16 protein-coding genes are annotated in these 19136 nt (G+C 59.1%); 8 read left to right on the forward strand and 8 right to left on the reverse strand.

From position 1 onward, the window contains the following. Positions 1-196: 196 nt before the first annotated feature. Positions 197-1405, forward strand: coding sequence for a glutamine-hydrolyzing carbamoyl-phosphate synthase small subunit (gene carA, locus FHX05_RS04360; RefSeq protein WP_183871184.1), 1209 nt, complete (start codon positions 197-199; stop codon positions 1403-1405). 115 nt (positions 1406-1520) lie between these two features. Here carA and FHX05_RS04365 read toward each other — a convergent pair whose 3' ends face one another. From FHX05_RS04365 to FHX05_RS04380, 4 genes are all read right to left on the reverse strand, one after another. After that, positions 1521-2093 carry an EVE domain-containing protein gene (locus FHX05_RS04365; RefSeq protein ID WP_112334355.1) on the reverse strand — a complete coding sequence of 191 codons (573 nt, stop codon included), beginning with the start codon at positions 2091-2093 and terminating at the stop codon, positions 1521-1523. Between the two features lie 92 nt (positions 2094-2185). After that, positions 2186-3586 carry an MATE family efflux transporter gene (locus FHX05_RS04370; protein ID WP_112605012.1) on the reverse strand — a complete coding sequence of 467 codons (1401 nt, stop codon included), beginning with the start codon at positions 3584-3586 and terminating at the stop codon, positions 2186-2188. Between the two features lie 148 nt (positions 3587-3734). Continuing rightward, positions 3735-4991, reverse strand: a complete 1257-nt coding sequence (locus FHX05_RS04375; RefSeq protein ID WP_112334806.1) for a TCR/Tet family MFS transporter — start codon at positions 4989-4991, stop codon at positions 3735-3737. A gap of 160 nt (positions 4992-5151) precedes the next feature. Further along, a complete protein-coding gene (locus FHX05_RS04380) occupies positions 5152-6063 on the reverse strand; it encodes a LysR family transcriptional regulator (protein ID WP_112605009.1) in 912 nt (303 codons plus the stop codon). 123 nt (positions 6064-6186) lie between these two features. Here FHX05_RS04380 and FHX05_RS04385 point away from each other — a divergent pair, with 123 nt between their 5' ends. After that, the gene (locus tag FHX05_RS04385) at positions 6187-7179 is read left to right on the forward strand and encodes an aldo/keto reductase (protein ID WP_183870775.1); all 993 of its coding nucleotides are present in this window, start codon (positions 6187-6189) and stop codon (positions 7177-7179) included. Between the two features lie 49 nt (positions 7180-7228). On the opposite strand, the gene FHX05_RS04390 is transcribed toward FHX05_RS04385, so the two are convergent. Together FHX05_RS04390 and FHX05_RS04395 are read right to left on the reverse strand one after the other, a co-directional pair. Then, positions 7229-8149 carry a neutral zinc metallopeptidase gene (locus tag FHX05_RS04390; RefSeq protein WP_183870776.1) on the reverse strand — a complete coding sequence of 307 codons (921 nt, stop codon included), beginning with the start codon at positions 8147-8149 and terminating at the stop codon, positions 7229-7231. A gap of 93 nt (positions 8150-8242) precedes the next feature. After that, entirely contained in the window at positions 8243-8734 is a 492-nt protein-coding gene (locus FHX05_RS04395) for a DUF2306 domain-containing protein (RefSeq protein WP_112605000.1), read from the reverse strand. An 86-nt stretch (positions 8735-8820) separates the two neighbouring features. Here FHX05_RS04395 and FHX05_RS04400 point away from each other — a divergent pair, with 86 nt between their 5' ends. From FHX05_RS04400 to FHX05_RS04425, 6 genes are all read left to right on the forward strand, one after another. Next, positions 8821-9645 (forward strand): LytTR family DNA-binding domain-containing protein, encoded by an 825-nt coding sequence (locus FHX05_RS04400; protein ID WP_183870777.1) that lies wholly within the window; start codon positions 8821-8823, stop codon positions 9643-9645. A 319-nt stretch (positions 9646-9964) separates the two neighbouring features. Further along, positions 9965-10534, forward strand: a complete 570-nt coding sequence (locus FHX05_RS04405; protein ID WP_183870778.1) for a DUF1190 domain-containing protein — start codon at positions 9965-9967, stop codon at positions 10532-10534. A gap of 11 nt (positions 10535-10545) precedes the next feature. Next, positions 10546-11715 carry a glutathionylspermidine synthase family protein gene (locus FHX05_RS04410; protein WP_183870779.1) on the forward strand — a complete coding sequence of 390 codons (1170 nt, stop codon included), beginning with the start codon at positions 10546-10548 and terminating at the stop codon, positions 11713-11715. A 232-nt stretch (positions 11716-11947) separates the two neighbouring features. Next, entirely contained in the window at positions 11948-15433 is a 3486-nt protein-coding gene (gene carB, locus FHX05_RS04415; RefSeq protein ID WP_112604987.1) for a carbamoyl-phosphate synthase large subunit, read from the forward strand. A gap of 252 nt (positions 15434-15685) precedes the next feature. Continuing rightward, complete coding sequence (greA, locus tag FHX05_RS04420; RefSeq protein ID WP_015340574.1) at positions 15686-16162, forward strand: transcription elongation factor GreA; 477 nt, start codon at positions 15686-15688, stop codon at positions 16160-16162. 6 nt (positions 16163-16168) lie between these two features. Next, positions 16169-17248 carry a glycosyltransferase family 4 protein gene (locus FHX05_RS04425; RefSeq protein ID WP_183870780.1) on the forward strand — a complete coding sequence of 360 codons (1080 nt, stop codon included), beginning with the start codon at positions 16169-16171 and terminating at the stop codon, positions 17246-17248. A gap of 9 nt (positions 17249-17257) precedes the next feature. Here the strand turns inward: FHX05_RS04425 and FHX05_RS04430 are convergent, their stop codons facing one another. After that, complete coding sequence (locus FHX05_RS04430) at positions 17258-18172, reverse strand: glycosyltransferase family 92 protein (RefSeq protein WP_183710127.1); 915 nt, start codon at positions 18170-18172, stop codon at positions 17258-17260. A gap of 55 nt (positions 18173-18227) precedes the next feature. After that, entirely contained in the window at positions 18228-19136 is a 909-nt protein-coding gene (locus tag FHX05_RS04435; protein WP_112604981.1) for a glycosyl transferase, read from the reverse strand.

Consider the following 19136-nt stretch of genomic DNA (forward strand, 5'->3'; position numbering starts at 1 on the left):
CCCGAATTCCTTGACGGGAAAGCAAAAGCGCGCATTGACCGGCTCGCCTTGTTTAGCTATGTCCATCACCTGCACATAAGATCGATAGGAAGATCTCAAGCCGCGACCTCTGTCGACGGCTGCATCTTGCTACAAACATGGCGGAACCGCCGGTCTCTTCAAGGCCGCGCCCGACGCCGGAAACGGGATGACGACTATGACCGCCACAGCCCCATGGACCACTGAAAAGCCGACTGCCCTCCTCGTTCTCGCGGATGGCACTGTGATCGAAGGCAAGGGTATCGGCGCGACCGGCAAGGTCCAGGCCGAAGTCTGCTTCAACACGGCGCTCACGGGTTATGAAGAGATCCTGACCGACCCCTCTTATCTCGGCCAGATCGTCACCTTCACCTTCCCCCATATCGGCAATGTCGGCACCAACGATGAAGACATCGAAGACCTGACGCCCGCCGCCCGCCACGGTGCCGTCGGCGTGATCTTCAAGGCCGATATCACCGACCCCTCGAACTACCGCGCCGCCAAGCACCTCGACCAGTGGCTGAAGGCGCGCGGCATCATCGGTCTCTGCGGCATCGACACGCGTGCGCTGACCGCCTGGATCCGCGAAAACGGCATGCCGAACGGCGTAATCGCTCACGATCCGAACGGCGTCTTCGACATCGAGCAGCTGAAGGCGGACGCCAAGGCCTGGAGCGGACTTGAAGGTCTTGATCTCGCCAAGGTCGCCTCTTCCGGCCAGTCCTCGCAATGGTCGCAGACACCCTGGGTCTGGAACGAAGGCTATGGCGAACTCGGCGCCGATGACGCCAAGTACCATGTCGTCTGCCTGGATTACGGCGTCAAGCGCAACATCCTGCGCCTCTTCGCCGGCCTCGATTGCAAGGTCACCGTCCTGCCGGCGACGGCTTCCACGAATGACGTCCTCGGTCTCAAGCCGGATGGCATCTTTCTCTCGAACGGCCCCGGTGACCCGGCGGCGACCGGCGAATATGCCGTGCCCGTCATCAAGGATCTGCTGAAGACCGAAATCCCGCTCTTCGGTATCTGCCTCGGCCATCAGATGCTTGGCCTCGCCCTCGGAGCCAAGACTGCAAAGATGCATCAGGGCCATCACGGTGCCAACCATCCGGTCAAGGACCATACGACCGGCAAGGTCGAGATCGTCTCGATGAACCACGGCTTCGCAGTCGACTCGAAGTCGCTGCCTGAAGGCGTTGAGGAGACTCATATTTCGCTGTTCGATGGCAGCAATTGCGGTCTTCGCGTTTCCGGCAAGCCGGTCTTCTCCGTGCAGCATCACCCGGAAGCATCGCCCGGCCCACAGGACAGCCACTATCTCTTCCGCCGCTTCATCAACCTAGTGCGCGAAAAGAAGGGTGAAGAAACCCTGGCGGAGCGCACCTAATAAAGCCGACCATCTAATCGCATGAGAAAGCCTCGGATTGGTGCCAATCCGAGGCTTTCTTTTCGTGCGTCAACTTGGGAGGTCTCTTGGCACATATGTTCATGCTTGCCGAAGCTCAGGCTTGCAGGCGGCGCTGTTTGACCACTTCGAGCTCGCTCATCAGGATTTCTTCGAGGAACTCGAAATCCGACTGCCCGAATTCAACGAGACCGAATCTCAGCTTGTAGCCCCAATTCTTGTCCTGGGTGAAATCAAGCCAGCCCAGGAGAGGACGGAGCGGCTGTTCGGGCGCATCAAGCCAGTCCACATCCTTGCGATAGGCTTTTCCGCAACCCATCTCGGCCAGGTAAGGCTCACCCTCACGGACAAAACCGATGGCGGTGAAGCTCTGAAAGCCGTCCCTCTCGCCCATCTTCACTGAAGGGGAGTAGTAGACGATGCCATCGCCCGGCTTGATACGCTTCAAGGGGGCTCGCTTGCCGTGGTTCACCTGCATGAAGCCATGTTCACGCCCAATGCGTACATGCTCGGCACTGGCCACGGCCAGCCAGTAGGACTTCTGCTCCGGCTCCGGACGCCGGGACGACGTGTTGGCGTGTGGCAGGAGGCGTACGGCCGCCCCCCGATTGATCTGATCGTCCCGCGGGAAAAGCGCGGCATCACTAGGATTGCTTGCCTTGAAATTCATGGTCGTCTCCCGTCTCTGGTATGAGACAGATATAGACGATCATACTGTCAATTTTTGTCAGCAGTCTCGCAGGACGGGGATGACTCTCGCTATCAAGCGGCGGCAGCCTTCTCCGTCCGCACGAGAATGTAGAAGCGCGCGCAAAGCATCGCCGCTGCGGAGGCAAGGCCGAGCAGGAACCCAAACCAGATGCCGATACCGCCGAAATTCAGCGGAAACGCCAGCAACCAGGCGAGGAAGAAGCCGATTGGCCAATAAGCGATCAGCGCCAGGATCATCGGCACGCGTGCGTCCTTCAGCCCGCGCAGCAGACCGCTCGCAATCGCCTGCAGCCCATCGACAAGCTGGAAGAAGCCGGCCACGACGATCAGCGGTGCGGCAAAGGCAAGGACCTCAGGCGCCTCGGCCGAATGAACGTCAAGGAACCAGCTTGCCAGCCAGGAGGGTATAGTCGCAAACAGTATGCTGCCGCAAAGCGCGATGCAGCTCGAAAGGATGAGCGCGACGATGGCGGCGCGCTTCAGGCCGAAATGATCGCCCTGCCCGTGGGCGACGCCGACGCGCACGGTCGCCGCCTGGCTGAGGCCCAGCGGAATCATGAAGGCGATGGACGCCCACTGCAAAGCGATGCCATGCGCAGCAAGCTCGACAGTGCCGATCTGGCCCATCAGCAGCGATGCTGCCGTGAATAGGCTGACCTCAGCGAGAACCGTTACGCCGATTGGGAAACCAAGCCGGATGACATCCCATAAAGCATGCCAGTCGGGCCGCCAGAATCGCACAAAGATCTCGTAGCGCCGCGTTTCCTGGTGGGCTTGCACGTAACCAACGATGAACAGCAAACCGGCGGTCTGCACGGCGACCGAGACGATGGCCGCACCATGCAGGCCCATCGCCGGCAGGCCGAAATGGCCTAGCACCAGGATATAGGCAAGCACGGCATTCATCACCAACATGGCGATAGTCACTTTGAGGATAATGCCGGCGCGGCCGATGGCGCTCACCAGCGCCCGGATGACATTGTAGAGCAGCCCCGGCAACACGGCAAAGTGGCCGATGTCGATATAGCCGCTCGCCAATTTCGCGACATCGGGCTTCTGCCCCGCCGCGAGCAAAATCTCCTCGGAATAGAAGAAAGCCGGCTGCGCCAACAGCCAATAGGCCGTTACGACCCAGAGGCCCATGCGCAGCGCACGGCGCACCGAGGTAACGTCGCCTCTACCATAGGCCTGCGCCACCAGCGGCATGACTGCGATGGAAAAACCCGAACCGAAAACCAGGATCGTGAACAGAAACTGCGCGGAAAGCACCATTGCAGCCAGTTGTTCGGCACCGAGCCGGCCCACGATCATGACGTCAGTGGTGTTAATCCCGAGCTGCGCCAATTGCGCACCGATCAGCGGAATGCCCAGCGCAAGCGTTGCGCGCACATGTGCAGACCACGAATTATCATTGTCATGCGCGTAAGGGCGCACAGGTGCCGGCATATCCATAGCGAAGACTCGATCTTTAGAGTCGCGCAAACCGTCCTACCCAAGGGTGCGCGAGCCTGCCGCATTAACGCAACCTAGGTTAAAAAGCCAGCAGACAAGTCGATAATGCTAAAGAATTCATCAGAACATCAAAATATCTGATGATATTTTAGGCCGCTTCGCCCGCCTGCGATTGGGATACCGCTTTCGGCTCGGTCTTGCGGACCTTCGCCACGAGCACGACAAGGCCGGCGACCACCAGGATTGCGCTCATGATGAAGGGCGCACCAGCAAAAACGACGGGTGCGGTTGGCGCGGTATAATACTGGAACAGATACGGAAACAGCACCGGCCCAATGATGGCGGTTATACTCGTCAGGCTGCCGAGCACTCCCTGCAATTCGCCTTGTGCGGAAGGCGGAACCTTGCTGGCTGCAATGGAACGAAGCGGCGCGTCCGCGACATTTTCAATAACAGTCAGGACGATAACTGCGTAAACCATCCAACCTTGCCATGAAAAGGCGTAGCCGATCAGGCCGAGACCGGAAAACACCATTCCGAGCACTGCGGTCTTCCACTCGCCGAGCACAGGCACCAGCCGTGGCAATACGAGACCCATGGCGACGGCGGCACCTATCCCATAGACAGCGAGCGAGAAGCCGATCTGCCCCTCGCTCCAGTCATAGCGATAGGAGGTGACGAAAGCCCAGACCGCCGGGTAAACGCCATGCGCCAGCCAGTTCAGGAACATCACGACACAGACCCAGCCGATACCTTGGTAGCGGCGCATGTGCTTCAGCGCGCCGAACGGATTGGCGCGCGTGATCTCGAAGGGCCGGCGGTGTTTCGCGTCGAGCGTTTCCGGCAGCAGGAAATAGGCGCCGACGAAATTTAGGAACGCGAGAGCCGCCGCGCCATAGAAGGGCACGCGGGGACCGAACTCGCCCAGAAAGCCCCCGATGACGGGGCCAAGCACGAAGCCGACACCGAAAGCCATGCCGATCAGGCCGAAATTCTTCGCACGGTTCTCATCATTGCTGATATCGGCGATATAGGCGGAGCAGGTCGAGAAGCTTGCGCCGCTGATGCCGGCGAGGATGCGGCCGACAAACAGCATCCAGTATGAGCCGGCAATCGCACAGATGAAATTGTCGATCGCGAAGGTCAGCACGGAGGCCAATAGCAGCGGCCGACGGCCATAGCGATCGCTCAGATTGCCGATCAAGGGTGAAAACAGAAACTGCATGCCGGCATAGGCCAGCAACAGCCAGCCGCCCTCGGTCGCCGCCGTGCTGACCGAGGCACCCGTCAACTCCTCAAGATATTTCGGCATCACCGGCATGATGATCGCGATACCGATGACGTCGAGAAAGAGGATAAGGAAGACGAGGAACAGGCCTCGACGGGCGAATTTCTGATCGATCATGGAGATGCCTTCTGGCGGCTCCGCCTCGATGAAAGAGACAGAACGTGAACGAAAAACCGGTGCGTTCCCCATACATAAAGATTTTGGCGGAAACAATACGTGAACGCTTCAATCCTATTGATTTATCGAACGCTTTTTTTGATCCTTGGCACAAAAGCGACTATCTGTCGCGACCGCGCCGCTGTTCTCGATTGAGAAAGTCGACGAAGGCTCTAAGCGGTGCCGGCATATGACGTCTGCTGGCATAATAGAGAAACGGGCCGGAAAAAGCCGTGTCCCATTCTTCCAAAATCGGCACCAATTCTCCGCTGGCAATCTGCGGCGCCAGAAACTCTTTGAATGTCCTGATAATGCCCAATCCAGCCGCCGCAGCGCTGCGCTCTATCTCGATCGAATTCGTCGCAACCACCATCGGTGGCGTAATGAAGATCGTCTCGCCGTTCCTTTCGAACTCCCAAGGCACCACGGATCCGCTTAGGAAGCGATGACGAATACAGCGATGCTCGAGTATATCGCGCGGATGTTGTGGCGTGCCGTTTGCAGCCAGATAGGCCGGCGCGGCAGCCGTGATATAATGCTGTTGCCGCGGCCCGATCGGCACGGCGATCATGTCCTTTTCCAGCCGCTCATCATAACGAATACCGGCATCGTAGCCGGCCGCCACCACATCGATGAAACTGTCCTCGGCGACGATTTCGACTGATATCGCCGGATACTCCTTCAGAAAGCGGCTGATGATGTCGGGCATGACGACCATGGCAGCGACAAGCGGCACATTCAGCCGCAAAGTCCCGCCGACGCTGTCACGAAAGCTGTTGATATCGTCGAGCGCCACAGAGATCTCGCTCATAGCGGGCGTCAGCCGCTCCATCAGCCGCTCCCCGGCTTCCGTCGGCGTCACGCTTCGGGTCGTGCGATTGAGCAGACGGACCGTCAGCCGTTCCTCCAGCCGCCGAACCGCTTCGCTTAATGACGAGGCGGAAACGCCGCGCTTGCGTGCCGCTTCGCGAAAGCTGCGTTCGCGGGCAACCGCAGTAAAGGCAACCAGGTCTGCCAGTGGCAAGTCATCCATTGTGCGAAATTCCAAACGACCTGTTTCGATTTACCGGGATTATCGCACAGAGAGCAGCGGAGTAAAACATCATCACAGAGGCCTCTGGAAAAGAGGGCGCACCTTCGACCAAGGAGAGTAACGATGGAAAAACATCAACTGGGAAGAACCGGACCGCAGGCATCGACACTTGGCCTCGGCTGCATGGGCATGTCTGGCATGTATGGGCCGTCTGATCGCACCGAAAGCATCGCCACCATCCATGCCGCGCTCGATGCTGGGATCAACCTGCTCGATACCGGTGATTTCTACGGCATGGGCCACAATGAGATGTTGATCGGCGAAGCGATCAAGGGGTTGAAGCGGGACGATTTCCTGCTAAGCGTCAAGTTCGGCGCGCTGCGCGATCCCGCTGGAGCATGGCTCGGCTACGACGCCCGGCCGGCGGCGATCCGAAATTTCGTCGCCTATTCGCTGCAGCGCCTCGGCGTCGATCACATCGATATCTACCGCCCTGCCCGCCTCGACCCGAACGTGCCGATTGAAGATCAGATCGGCGCGATATCGGATCTCATCAAGGCAGGCTACGTCAGGCATATCGGCCTGTCTGAAGTCGGCGCTGACACCATCCGCCGCGCCGCCGCCGTCCATCCGATCGTCGACCTACAGATCGAATATTCGCTGATCTCGCGTGGCATCGAAGACAAGATTCTGCCGACCTGCCGTGAACTAGGTATCGGTATCACCGCCTACGGCGTTCTTTCGCGCGGCCTCATCAGCGGCCACTGGCAGAAGGATAATGTCCAAAAGGGCGATTTCCGCACGATAAGCCCGCGCTTTCAGGCTGGAAACGTCGAAAAGAACCTGGAACTGGTAGACGCTTTACGCCGGATCGCCGAGGCGAAGGGCACAACCGTCGCTCAGATCGCGATTGCCTGGGTCGCAGCCAAGGGCAAGGATATCGTCCCGGTCATCGGCGCCCGTCGCCGCGACCGCCTGACGGAAGCCTTGGGAGCGCTCTCGGTTGAATTGTCTGAGGCCGATATGGCCGCGATCGAACGCGCGATCCCGAAAGACGCCGCTGCCGGTGGCCGCTACCCCGAAGCGCAGCTGACGCATCTCGACAGCGAGAAATAACTCGAAAGGCTTGCCCGCTCGCCGACATCACGGCAGCGGGCAAGCAACATCAGACCGGATTGTTCAGCGTATCGCAATCCGAGAGCTTGCCGGAATCGAAGCCCTGCTTGAACCACTTCATGCGTTGCGCCGAAGTGCCATGATTGAAGCTGTCGGGAACGACATAGCCCTGCGTGCGCTTCTGTAGCATGTCATCGCCAATCTGCTGCGCGGCATTCAAGGCTTCTTCGAGATCGCCGGCCTGCAGGATGCCCTTCTGCTGGGTGAACTTGCCCCAGATACCGGCAAAGCAATCCGCCTGCAATTCGATGCGCACCGACATCTTGTTGGCATCCACTTCGCTCATGGTGCGGCGGGCCTGGTTGAACTTCGGCAAGATTCCGAGCAGGTCCTGGACATGGTGGCCGACCTCATGTGCGATCACATAGGCTTGCGCGAAATCGCCGGATGCACCGAACTGGTCCTTCATCTGCTGGAAAAAGGCCATGTCGAGATAGACCTTCTGATCGCTCGGGCAATAGAAGGGGCCGGTCGCCGCCGAAGCCTGACCGCAAGCCGAAGGGAAGCTGCCGGAAAACAGCACGAGCTTCGGATCCGTATAGGTCTGGCCCATCGATTTGAAGATGCCGGTCCAGGTGTCCTCCGTATCGGCAAGAACGGTCGCGACGAACTGCTTCATCTCGTCATTGGCCGGCTGCCCGCCACTGCTATTGTTGGAAGTGCTCTGCTGATATCCGGAGCCGCCACCCTCCAGCATGCCGCTTTGCTGCAGTAGGCCGATGACATCGACGCCCATGGCCCTCAGGATCAGGAAGATCACGATAAGGACGATAATGGTGCGGAAGCTCAAACCGCCGCCGCCTATCCCTCCACCCGGAAATCGAAAGCCGCCGCCACCGCCGCCGCTCATCGGTGATGAGCCGCGTTCGTCCTCAATATTGTCGGATTGCCGACGCCCCTTCCAATCCATAGTGCACCTCCTGGCGATGCCTAAAATCAAAGTCCCTTGAGGTATTTATATATCCAGGAAGTGTAACAAAGCCAGTTGGCTATCGACAGAACATTAGCTTAAACGGCGGCGCTGCCATATTTCTTTAGACATCAGCCATAAAAGCGCGATGACTATACCCGCCGCCACCAGAAACGGCGCCACTTCATCGCCGTCGAAGGCCACCTTGCTCATGATCCGCCCCGGAAGAAAGGTAAAAGCTCCGGCACCCACGATGCCACCGAAGTAAAGGCCTCTGACGATGCGTTTATGCGCCTCGATATCATGTTTGCGGGCATTGGCGATCGCTCCCCAGCAACCGAAGAGAACGAAAAGTGAAAGCAGGTGGATCGGGCTGAAGCCATAAAACATGTTGATCTGATGAATGAAGAAGCTCGAGAGCGCCGTGACGGCCATGAGAGCCAGCCATATCTTGCCGAGCACCCGGTGTATCGGCGTCCCCTTCGGCCTTGCGAGAAGATAGGCCCCCAGCAATGCGGCCGGGACGACCGCCGCGACATGGATCTGGATCGCAATTGGTGCATCAAGAAGCGGCTCGAACGTCATGATTTCTATCCGGTTGAGTTTATCGAGCCTTTCCGTGATAGTGTCGTTCTCTCAACCGAAATTGCGCGAAAGAACGAGACATCTTCGTGGATCACACCTTTCTGCAGTCCACGCTTCGTGAATTGCAGGTCATCCAGCGTTCACCGCGCTTCTGGGCGACCTTCGTCACGATCGTCCTGATCTTTGCCCTGACCGGACCGTACGGCACCCTTGACAGGCTGATGCCGGGAGCAAGACTGGGCTACTGGCTTGCGCTGCACGCCATGGCGTGGTCGATCGCGATCGTCTTCTCCATCGTCGCCGAGATCCTGCTGCGCGCGCAAATAGCAAGCATGTTCGCCAGGATGATGATCGGTTCTGTCGCCGCCGCATTGCCGATCGGCTTCGGCATCGCGCTCATCGACTTCGCATTCTTCGGCACATGGCCCACGGTAGCCGGCAGCCTGCATCAGTCCATCGGATCCATACCCCTCTGCGCGCTCTTCTGCATTCTCTCCTATATGACCATGCATCGGCAGATAGCGATCGCAGCCGGAGGAGCAGATCTCGCGGAAGCGAACCCGATATCCGCCTCCGCATCTGAGATTCGGCCCGGAATATCGCAACCTCCGATTCTCTCGCGTTTGAAGCCGGAAAACCGTGGAGCGCTGATAAGGCTTACCGTTCGCGACCACTACACGGAGGTCGTGACGACACGTGGCCGTGAACTCATCCTGCTGCGCTTCAGCGATGCCCTGATGGAAATCGGCAATACCGAGGGTATCCGCCTGCATCGATCGCACTGGGTCGCGGCGGATCATGTTGCCGGCCTCAAACGCGACAACGGCAAGCTTTTCGTCGTCGCACGCGACGGAATGGAGATGCCAGTCAGCCGCTCTTATGCGGAAGCCGTTCGGCGTCGTTTCGGCTGATGGCTGCCGGATTATCACAGAACCGCTTCTGCGGGGCGGACCGGAGGCAAAGACAGCTCCCTCCAAATACATAGAGTCAATGCGACTTATGAAAGTTGGAAAGATATTCTTTACGGTCACAACCATTGATTTAAAAAAATCGGCCTAACTTGCGTCCGCATTCTTTAAATGCGGACGATTTGCACCTAACTCAGATTTCGCGCCCACATTCTTCACGTTGTATCTCTTACATAAGCGGACAACCGCGATGCCGTCAGGCGATCCTGAACGATGTGGGTGCCTTAACGCGCACCGCGCAGGGGGTTTTATGAAGCGATCGATGAGTGTGTCTTTGCTGCTCATGGGAACAGCGGCATTGACGAGCTGTGGCGAGAAGGAGGATAGGGTTCAAATTTACAAAGACGTCAATGCCTGCATTGCGGGTAAAGTCTTTTCCGCTGATGAATGTCGATCTGACTTTGCCTCGGCCGAAGTGGAACGCCAGCAGAATGCACCTGCCTATGAAACAGCCGCAAACTGCGAAAAGGACTATGGCGTCAACAATTGTCAGCCAACGACAAGCACGCATCAGTCCGGTATGGGTCACTTCATTCCCCTCCTGGCCGGTTATCTCGTCGGCAGCGCCGCCAGATCGTTTGATACGAAGGCGCTATATCAGCCGTTTGGGAGTACCGACTTTCGAACGGCGACCGGACGAAGCCTTGCCAATGGCATGCTGCTTGGAAAAACGAAATATGCTGAAAGAAAAGACGACAACACACAATCGTCTTCTTCCGGTGGCGGCGGTAGCGGTGGCTCTTGGGGAAAATCCTCCGAACGTACCAGCCGTTCGAGCGGCGCAGTAGAACGCGGTGGTTGGGGCTTTCGTGGCTTCCATCTTTCGGGCTGACGGGTGAACGAATGAAACGCGTAGTGATGAACGAACGGCCGGACTGGACGGCCGACGCAGAAGCCTGCGGCTTTACCATCCATTCCATGTATGGCGAGCGCTACTGGGACGAGCGGCATGCCTATGTTTTCACTCTCGAGGAAATCGAAACGAGGCTTGAGGCTCCCTCAGCCGAATTGCTGGAAATGTGCTATGCGGCGGTCGAAAGGATCGCCTCGGACGAGGAATTGATGCGCCGGATGGCCATTCCGTCGGCCTATCATGATGCTGTACAGCGTTCCTGGCGCAATCACGAGCGTGACCTCTACGGCCGTTTCGACCTTTCCTATGACGGGAACGGTCCGGCAAAGCTTCTTGAATTCAATGCCGATACACCGACCAGTCTATTCGAAAGTGCTGTTTTTCAGTGGCGCTGGTTGGAAGATATGAAGCAGCGCGGCGAACTCCCCTCCTCGGCAGACCAGTTCAATTCGGTGCACGAACGACTGATCGATGCCATACGTATTCTTGCGGCACCTTCGGGGCACATGCACTTTGCCGGCATGCTGGAATCCGAAGAAGACCTCGTGACGTTGAACTATCTTGTCGACTGCGCCGCTCAGGCCGGCTGCAAGGCGAAGCTCATCGCCATGCCGGATATCGGCGTCGACGATGAGCATCGGCTGATCGACCTTCAGGATGAGCCCATCGACTGCCTGTTCAAGCTTTATCCCCTCGAAGACATGGTGCGCGAACCTTTCGGCCGCCATCTGCCGCTCACCCCGACGCGTGTCATTGAGCCGCTGTGGAAACTGACCTTGTCCAACAAGGGACTGCTACCGGTTCTATGGGATATGTTCCCCGGTCACGAAAACCTTCTGCCCGCTTATTTCGAGGACGATACGCGTATCGGCGATCTCGGCGTGCGATATGTCCGCAAGCCGTTGCTATCGCGCGAAGGCGCGAATGTAACGCTCGTCAATTACGAAGCCGGTGCCGGCATATATCAGGTCGAAGGACCTTACGGCGAAGAGGGATATATACGGCAGGCAATGCACTTGCTCCCCCGTTTCGGCGATGATTGGACTGTCATCGGCTCCTGGGTTGTCGCCGGCCAGCCAGCGGGCATCGGCATTCGCGAGGATGACACCCCCATCACCCGTGACACGTCCCGCTTCGTACCACATTATATTGAGGGTTAGCCGATCAACGAGGGTCCCGTCGCTGTCGCGCTTTCCCATTTGGCATATCATTTAACCGCCCCTGGGCGATCTTGGCAGAATTCATGTCGATTCCGCCATTTATGGGGTTCCGTTTGCAAATACATTTGCCTATAAGCCGCTTCTAGCCTGAAAATATTGCCCATAGCGCCCCCGGCCGGTGATCTCCCACCCTGGCCGGTTTTTGGCGCAACGAAAAAATGGATGTGAGCCCATGCCGAAGCGCCAAGATATCAAATCGATCCTCATTATCGGCGCAGGACCGATTGTTATCGGACAGGCTTGCGAATTCGACTATTCCGGCACGCAGGCCTGTAAGGCGCTCCGAGAGGAAGGCTACCGCGTCATCCTCGTCAACTCCAATCCGGCAACGATCATGACCGATCCGGGCCTGGCGGATGCGACCTATGTCGAACCGATCACGCCCGAGGTCGTCGCCAAGATCATCGCCAAGGAGCGCCCTGACGCGCTGCTGCCCACCATGGGCGGCCAGACCGCACTCAATACCGCGCTGTCGCTGAAGCGCATGGGCGTGCTCGACCGCTACAATGTCGAGATGATCGGCGCGAAACCTGCCGCCATCGACATGGCCGAAGACCGTGCCCTCTTCCGCGAAGCCATGGCCCGCATCGGCCTCGAAACGCCGCGCTCCATGCTGGCAAACGCCACAGACATCAAGGATGCCGACCGCAAGACCCACGAGGCCGAGCGCAGCAAGCTGAAGGCGCAGCTTACCGGCACCGAGCTCGACAAGGCACTCGACGAACTGGAAAACCAGTGGAACCTCGGTGAGAGCGACCGCAAGCAGCGCTATATGAGCCATGCGATGGCAATTGCCGCGCAGGCGCTCGACCATGTCGGCCTGCCCGCCATCATCCGCCCGTCCTTCACGCTGGGCGGCACGGGCGGCGGCATCGCCTACAACCGCTCGGAATTCTTCGAAATCGTCGGCGGCGGCCTCGATGCTTCCCCGACCACGGAAGTCCTGATCGAAGAATCGGTTCTCGGCTGGAAGGAATTCGAGATGGAAGTGGTCCGCGACAAGGCGGACAACTGCATCATCATCTGCTCGATCGAAAACATCGACCCGATGGGCGTTCATACCGGCGATTCGATCACCGTCGCCCCGGCTCTGACGCTGACGGACAAAGAATATCAGATCATGCGTAACGCCTCGATCGCGGTCCTGCGCGAGATCGGCGTCGAAACCGGCGGCTCGAACGTACAGTTTGCCGTCAACCCGAAGGACGGCCGCCTCGTCGTCATCGAAATGAACCCGCGCGTTTCGCGCTCCTCCGCGCTGGCCTCGAAGGCAACCGGCTTCCCGATCGCCAAGATCGCAGCCAAGCTCGCCGTCGGCTACACCCTGGACGAACTCGAAAACGATATCACCGGCGGCGCAACCCCAGCATCTTTCGAGCCCTCGATCGACTATGTCGTCACCAAGATCCCGCGTTTCGCCTTTGAAAAGTTCCCCGGCGCATCCCCGGTTCTAACCACCGCGATGAAGTCGGTCGGCGAAGTCATGGCGATTGGCCGTACCTTCGCGGAATCGCTGCAGAAGGCTCTGCGCGGTCTCGAAACGGGCCTGACGGGCCTGGACGAGATCGAAATTCCCGGCATCGAGGAAGGCGAAGGCAGCCAGAATGCCATCCGCGCCGCCATCGGCACGCCGACGCCCGATCGCCTGCGCATGGTCGCCCAGGCGCTGCGCCAGGGCATGAGCGTCGAAGAGGTGCATGAAGGCTGCAAGATCGACCCCTGGTTCCTTGAGCAGCTGAAGAACATCGTCGACATGGAAAGCCGCATTCGTGAGCACGGCCTGCCGCAGGATGCCGCCAATCTGCGCATGCTGAAGGCCATGGGCTTCTCCGACGCACGTCTGGCGACGCTGACCGGCAAGCGCCCGAAGGAAGTCGCCGAACTCCGTAATTCTCTGAATGTCCGCCCGGTCTTCAAGCGCATCGATACCTGCGCCGCCGAATTTGCCTCGCCGACGGCCTACATGTACTCGACCTATGAGACGCCCTTCGTCGGCGCTGCCCGCTCCGAGGCACAGGTTTCCGACCGCAAGAAGGTCGTCATCCTCGGTGGCGGCCCGAACCGAATCGGCCAGGGCATTGAATTCGATTATTGCTGTTGCCATGCCGCCTTCGCGCTGAAGGATGCCGGTTATGAAGCCATCATGATCAACTGTAACCCGGAGACGGTTTCGACCGACTACGACACGTCGGATCGTCTCTATTTCGAGCCGCTAACGGCCGAAGATGTCATCGAGATCTTGCGTGCGGAGCAGGAAAAGGGCGAAGTCGTCGGCGTCATCGTTCAGTTCGGCGGCCAGACCCCGCTGAAGCTCGCCGAAGCGCTGGAAAAGAACGGTATCCCGATCCTCGGCACTGCGCCTGATGCGATCGACCTTGCCGAAGATCGTGACCGCTTCCAGAAGCTCCTGATGAAGCTTGATCTCAACCAGCCGAATAACGGCATTGCCTACTCCGTCGAACAGGCACGCCTCGTCGCCTCCGAAATCGGCTTCCCGCTGGTCGTGCGCCCGTCCTACGTTCTTGGCGGCCGCGCCATGCAGATCCTCCATTCGGAAGGCCAGCTGCAGGGCTACCTGCTCGACACGGTTCCGGAACTGGTGCCGGAAGACATCAAGCAGCGTTATCCGAACGACAAGACCGGCCAGATCAACACGCTGCTCGGCAAGAACCCGCTGCTGTTCGACAGCTATCTGACGAACGCCATCGAAGTCGACGTCGATTGCCTCTCCGACGGCACCGACGTCTACATTGCCGGCATCATGGAGCATATCGAAGAAGCCGGCATTCATTCGGGTGACTCCGCTTGCTCGCTGCCCCCTCGCACGCTCTCTCCTGTGATGATCGACGAGTTGGAGCGCCAGGCGAAAGCCATGGCCAAGGCTCTGAATGTCGGCGGCCTGATGAACGTTCAGTTCGCCATCAAGGACGACACGGTCTACGTGCTCGAAGTCAACCCGCGCGCCTCGCGCACGGTGCCCTTCGTCGCCAAGACCATCGGCGCGCCGATCGCCAAAATCGCCGCCCGCGTCATGGCCGGCGAAAAGCTGGATGCGACCTTTGCCGCCTATGGCGAAAAACCCGATCCGCGCAAGCTGAAGCATATCGCCGTCAAGGAAGCAGTCTTCCCCTTCGCCCGCTTCCCTGGCGTCGACACCCTGCTCGGGCCGGAAATGCGCTCGACCGGCGAAGTCATCGGCCTCGATACGGATTTCGCGCTCGCCTTCGCCAAGTCCCAGCTCGGCGCCGGCGTGGAACTGCCGCGTGACGGAACGGTGTTTGTCTCGGTCCGCGACGACGACAAGCCGCGCGTGCTGCCGGCCATCCGCATGCTGGCGGAACAGGGCTTCAAGGTGCTCGCAACCGGCGGCACCCAGCGCTTCCTCGCCGAAAACGGCATCGAGGCGACGAAGATCAACAAGGTGCTTGAGGGACGTCCGCATATCGAGGACGCGATCCGCAACCGTCAGGTCCAGCTCGTCATCAATACGACCGACAGCAACAAGGCGATCTCGGATTCGAAGTCCCTGCGCCGTGCGACGCTGATGCAGAAGGTGCCATACTACACCACCATGGCCGGTGCTGAAGCAGCCGCCATGGCGATCAAGGCGCTGAAGGCCGGAAACCTCGAAGTTCAACCGTTGCAGAGCTATTTCTGAAGCAGTTAATTCCGTAGTCAGGAGCGTGAGCGGGATAGCCGGCTCACCTTCGCTGCGCCCCCGCCAGCCGGTCGAATGGTCAAGGGCTTCAACAGGAGCTTGTCTTAAACCTTCGAATTTTCTGGCATTCGTCTGTCGCAATCTGCTATAGATGAGGGAATAACGGCTCTGGATGGTTCCGAAGTACCCCTTCGGGACCTGTTTTCTTTTGTGTCTGCAGCAGAGCAACACAGGGAGTGAAGGACAAGAAAAATGGTTGAAAAGGTACCGATGACGCAGAACGGGTTCGTCAAGCTGCAGGAAGAACTGCGCTGGCGTCAGCAGGAAGAGCGCCCGCGAATCATCGAGGCAATTGCAGAGGCGCGCGCCCATGGCGATCTCTCTGAAAATGCCGAGTACCATGCCGCCAAGGAAGCCCAGAGCCATAATGAAGGCCGCATCTCCGAGCTCGAAGATCTGACGGCGCGCGCCGAAGTCATTGATCTCACCAAGATGTCCGGCTCGAAGATCAAGTTCGGCGCCAAGGTCAAGCTCGTCGACGAAGACACCGAAGAAGAGAAGATCTACCAGATCGTCGGCGACCAGGAGGCCGACGTGAAGGCAGGCCGCATCTCTATCTCCTCCCCGATCGCCCGCGCCCTGATCGGCAAGGAAGTCGGCGATTCCATCGAGGTCAATGCACCCGGCGGCGCCAAGGGCTACGAAATTCTCTCCATCACTTGGGGCTGATCGCCCGTGCGCGATCGCGAGACAGCGCATGCGAGCGATCTCCGTGAGATCGAAATCATAGCAACGAATTTCAAACGCCGGCTTTCCGGCGTTACGTCTACGATCGTGCAACTGATCCCCAAGCAGGTCGAGCTTGGCTATCATATCGCCACACTCGGCCCCGGCCTGCCGGAGAGCCTGCCAAGGCTCGGCTGGCTCCGCCTGCCCGGTCTGTGGATGAAGCCGCGCCGCTATCGCGTCCGCATTTGGCATGCCCGCCGCAACAACGAAATGCTAGCGGGTTTGCTGCTGCGCTCCTTTCTGCGCATGCCTCTCAAGCTCGTCTTTACCTCGGCCGCCCAGCGCCGCCATACAGGCTATACGCGCTGGCTGATCCGCCGCATGGACGCGGTCATTGCCACCAGCACCCGCTCGGGCAGCTTTCTCGAAGTGCCGCACACTGTCATCCAGCACGGCGTCGACCTCAACAGCTTCCATCCGCCGGAAAAGCCTGGTGACCGCATGGCCGCAACCGGCCTGCCCGGCACCTATCTGATCGGCTGCTTCGGCCGCGTCCGCCATCAGAAGGGCACCGATCTCTTCGTCAAGGCGATGATCGAGCTGTTGCCGCGCTATCCGGACTGGACAGCCGTCGTGTGCGGCCGCGTGACATCAGAGCATCGCGGTTTTGGCGAGCAGTTGCAAAAGATGGTGGCGGATGCAGGCCTCACCGATCGCATCCGCTTCATGGGCGAAGTCGACGATATCAAGCCCTGGTATCGCCGCGCCACCCTCTATGTCGCCCCTTCCCGCAACGAGGGTTTCGGTCTGACGCCGCTGGAAGCCATGGCTTCCCGCACCGCCGTCGTCGCCTCGGATGCCGGCGCCTATGCCGAAATGATCGTGCCGGGCGAAACCGGCGCCGTGGTGCCGGCGGGCGATGGCGAGGCTCTCACCAGAGCGATCGCCTTCTATCTTGCCAATCCGGAGGAAACGCTTCGCCAGGGAGAAAATGCCGTGCGCCATGTGCGCAGCGAATTCGCCCTGGAAAAGGAAGCTACCGCCATCGGCGACGTCTACAAGCGGCTGCTGGTCGCCAACAAGTGAGCGGATCAATCAGCGGCCTAGATCGATGCGCTTGCGCTCGATGAAATCGATCATCGAACGATCCTCCACCATGTCTTCCTCGATGCTTTTGACGATGGACAGGACCTTGTCCCGATATTTCGTCGCACTGCTGTCATAGGTCCAACCCCGCGCCAGCTTCTCCATCAGCTCCTGCCGGGACTTCGTATAATAGTGGTTCAGCTGCAGAAAACGGTTCGAATAGAACTCGGGCGACTTCCGCGCACGCCGGGTAAACCGCTTGCCCGCGTCATTGGCCGTCAGATCCCCGTGGGCCCGCGTCCGGAACTGGTGCACACTGACTTCGGTTACTTCACATGGATCGACGATACACTTGAAATTGCTGACGTTTTCCTTCGTCGTCATTGGATCGGCGCCGCGCATCGTATAATTCAACGTCAACGGTCCGTCCGACGGCATCTCATGGCCGCTGGTCGCAAACATATGCCAGGGCAGCGAGACATTCGGGAAATCGCCGACGGCTTCCAACGCCTGTTCGACCGTCGCAGCCTCCTTCGGCAGGAGGAATTCGTCCACATCGATAAACGCCATCCAGCGGTAGTCACCGCCAAAATTCAGGATGGCATGCGCGAAGGTAATGACCTGGCCGTTCAGTACCGCCGATGTCGCCGCATCGCGCATGCGCCCGGCCCAGGGAACAATCGTCAACGCATCTTCAGAGAGCAGGCTTCGAAGAAGCGAGCAGGTCTCATCCGTCGATCCATTATCATAGATATAGAAGTGACGAATGCCGACCGCTTGGTGGAAGCGCACCCATTCCTCGATATAACGAGCCTCGTTCTTCACACAGGCGGCAATGGCGATGCCATGGCGTCCTGCCCTTGGCTCGGGCGGTTCGATGGACAGCTTCTTGGCGTCGGACGCCTTGGGTTTTAGCCAGCGCATAAGCTTCATTCCATCGACCCTAATTTCAAAGCAGGCTCGCCGGTTCCGGCAAAGATCACGCCTGCGGCTTCAACGCAAACCTGTCGTCGTAGCCAAAATCATATTTGAGCAACGCCGAAACACGGGAATAGTTGACGAAAGAGACGCCGCGCTCGGCAGCGATTTGCCGTGCAAGTACGAGATGCTCGATGATGCGGGCTTCAGCGCGTGCAATACCGGAAAAAGCGGTATCGCCGGCGGTCTCATAAAAGCGGGGCTCGCCGGCATTGGAGATATCGATCCCCAGAAAGCCGACCTGATGCTTCGCGCAGTAAAGAGCAAATTGCAGGGCCGAGACGGCAACGGATCCGCCCAGAAAAACTCCGCGATCAGGCGAAAGCGAAAAACCTGCCGAACCCTCAGCATCCAATCGCACATATTGCAGTTTTTTGAGATCGTCGAGGGAGCGGCGGCGCGCGCCATAGGGCTTGCGGATATCGTCGATCAGGATGATCGTCTTGTCCGCCAGCCAGCTTTTGTCGATCTCGCAGAGTGCACGCAGCACCGCCACGGAAAACAGGCAAAGCGAACCGGGAGCCACCTTCTCGCGCAGCATATCGAGATGCCGCCAGACAAAACGCTCATCCTCGACTGCAATTGCCAAAGGCTCGGAGATTGTGTCGCCTGACAGGCCGATGGCACCATTCAAAAGAATGGCGCTGCGGAATTCCAGGCCGCTCAGATCGCTATCGCGAATCGATGGTCCTGATCCGACGATGTAGACCGCATCGCCGCAGCGTTCGCGCAGGCGGTCCATGCCCGCAAGGCTCGCGACCTTGACGCCGCGGTAAAGCACCTCGCTAACATTCTGGCTGCGGACGATACTGAGCCCCGGAAACCAGTCCTGCACATGAGCCCGCGAGCCGCCCAGAAAGAGGCGCACGCCGGTTTTGATCAGCGACCGATGCCAGGGGCGATCCGCCAT

This window comes from Rhizobium sp. BK491 (assembly GCF_014194925.1).
In the GTDB taxonomy this organism is placed as follows: domain Bacteria; phylum Pseudomonadota; class Alphaproteobacteria; order Rhizobiales; family Rhizobiaceae; genus Rhizobium.

Bases quoted from the DNA above. Each gene is read 5' to 3' on its own strand.
- carA (WP_183871184.1), top strand. From the start codon at position 197: ATGACCGCCACAGCCCCATGGACCACTGAAAAGCCGACTGCCCTCCTC.
- FHX05_RS04365 (WP_112334355.1), bottom strand. From the start codon at position 2,093: ATGAATTTCAAGGCAAGCAATCCTAGTGATGCCGCGCTTTTCCCGCGG.
- FHX05_RS04370 (WP_112605012.1), bottom strand. From the start codon at position 3,586: ATGGATATGCCGGCACCTGTGCGCCCTTACGCGCATGACAATGATAAT.
- FHX05_RS04375 (WP_112334806.1), bottom strand. From the start codon at position 4,991: ATGATCGATCAGAAATTCGCCCGTCGAGGCCTGTTCCTCGTCTTCCTT.
- FHX05_RS04380 (WP_112605009.1), bottom strand. From the start codon at position 6,063: ATGGATGACTTGCCACTGGCAGACCTGGTTGCCTTTACTGCGGTTGCC.
- FHX05_RS04385 (WP_183870775.1), top strand. From the start codon at position 6,187: ATGGAAAAACATCAACTGGGAAGAACCGGACCGCAGGCATCGACACTT.
- FHX05_RS04390 (WP_183870776.1), bottom strand. From the start codon at position 8,149: ATGGATTGGAAGGGGCGTCGGCAATCCGACAATATTGAGGACGAACGC.
- FHX05_RS04395 (WP_112605000.1), bottom strand. From the start codon at position 8,734: ATGACGTTCGAGCCGCTTCTTGATGCACCAATTGCGATCCAGATCCAT.
- FHX05_RS04405 (WP_183870778.1), top strand. From the start codon at position 9,965: ATGAGTGTGTCTTTGCTGCTCATGGGAACAGCGGCATTGACGAGCTGT.
- FHX05_RS04410 (WP_183870779.1), top strand. From the start codon at position 10,546: ATGAAACGCGTAGTGATGAACGAACGGCCGGACTGGACGGCCGACGCA.
- carB (WP_112604987.1), top strand. From the start codon at position 11,948: ATGCCGAAGCGCCAAGATATCAAATCGATCCTCATTATCGGCGCAGGA.
- greA (WP_015340574.1), top strand. From the start codon at position 15,686: ATGGTTGAAAAGGTACCGATGACGCAGAACGGGTTCGTCAAGCTGCAG.
- FHX05_RS04430 (WP_183710127.1), bottom strand. From the start codon at position 18,172: ATGCGCTGGCTAAAACCCAAGGCGTCCGACGCCAAGAAGCTGTCCATC.
- FHX05_RS04435 (WP_112604981.1), bottom strand. From the start codon at position 19,136: ATGGCGGATCGCCCCTGGCATCGGTCGCTGATCAAAACCGGCGTGCGC.